The organism is Psychrobacter sp. 1U2, from assembly GCF_051847575.1.
Genome location: NZ_JBPYDC010000355.1, coordinates 1 through 1,169 on the forward strand (window position 1 = coordinate 1; position 1,169 = coordinate 1,169).

Below are 1,169 nucleotides of genomic sequence, written 5' to 3' on the forward strand. Positions count from 1 at the left end.
ATGTTCTACTCCTACACCTATCCGGGACTAGACGGTTTTGCTGATCAAAAAGTAGAACCAGCAGAAGCAAGGTTTGATAAAGACCTTGGAGAGTTTTTGCTACCTTATGATGCTGTGCGAACGAGCGACGATCCAGATGCCACGCTTATGGCGTTTTTACAATCAACTTATGAGGCTGCTGCAAATCTCGGTGATTGGGATCGGGACGCGCTGGAATGTGCTCTTGGCAAACCTAAAGTTCCTCGCGCCATTCATTAAGTTTGCGATTTGTGCAATAGAATGCATCCAATCGGGGGATTACCTGACCCCTACTCAGTATCGATTCGGTCTATATTCCACTGGACGGTAAGAAAGCTATTTGGGAGCGCGTTTCAACCGATATGAAACTACATAATTTAGAGGGTTATGGCGAAGAGATTACCCTTGAGTAAACGCCTGAGTACTTAGATCGATTTATAGCGAGTAAGACGGTCGGGCGTTATGTGGTGGATGTACGGGGTTAGGTTTGGTTTAGAGGATAATTTTTAGATGATTGCGGTGCTCTTTTGGGGTACTGCCGGTTTCTAACCATTACATGACTTCTACCAATTTAATTTGTTTGTTTTCGTAGCGTTTATGAAACTTCTGAGCGTTAAACTCTATTTCTTTTAAAGCTTCATCGATACCAATTTCTATAATTGGTCGACTATAGTTATACTCTTCACCAAAGGAAGAGTTTTGAAAAAATCTTCCTACAGGATCAATCATGAGGTAAGAGTCAGTCATTTCATCGTTATCTTCTGAAGAGATAATATGTGCGAAATCTTTATGTCTATCTAAAAATTTTAAAAAATCACTTTCAGAAACATTATATTGTGACGTTTTAACTGGTAGAACTTTAAATACTTTCCATTTGTTAGGTTTTACTCTATCAATAAAACTTGATAAATTTTCTGATTTGTTCAAACTACTGACCACTGTATTAATTTTTATATCAATACTTGAGCTTAAATCTCTGATGCTGCCTATGTCGTCTAAAACCTTGCCGATGTTCATCGATTTGTTTTTTTCAATTCTGCCAACTTCCGTGTTTGTTTGCTCATTTAATGAATCGACGCTAAATCCGATGCTGTCGAAATTATCTGCAATAAGCTTGTTTAACTCTTCGTTCAATCTACTGCCGTTAGTGA

2 protein-coding genes are annotated in these 1,169 nt (G+C 38.5%); one reads left to right on the top strand and one right to left on the bottom strand.

Annotated elements, in window-relative coordinates; all coding sequences use genetic code 11:
- Positions 1–258 (top strand): DUF5996 family protein (locus tag ACS8FD_RS15775; RefSeq protein ID WP_439276544.1); only part of this gene is annotated, 258 nt, incomplete at its 5' end.
- A 312-nt stretch (positions 259–570) separates the two neighbouring features.
- Here ACS8FD_RS15775 and ACS8FD_RS15780 read toward each other — a convergent pair.
- Positions 571–1,169: viperin family antiviral radical SAM protein (locus ACS8FD_RS15780; RefSeq protein ID WP_439276545.1), on the bottom strand; the 599-nt coding region annotated here is incomplete at its 5' end.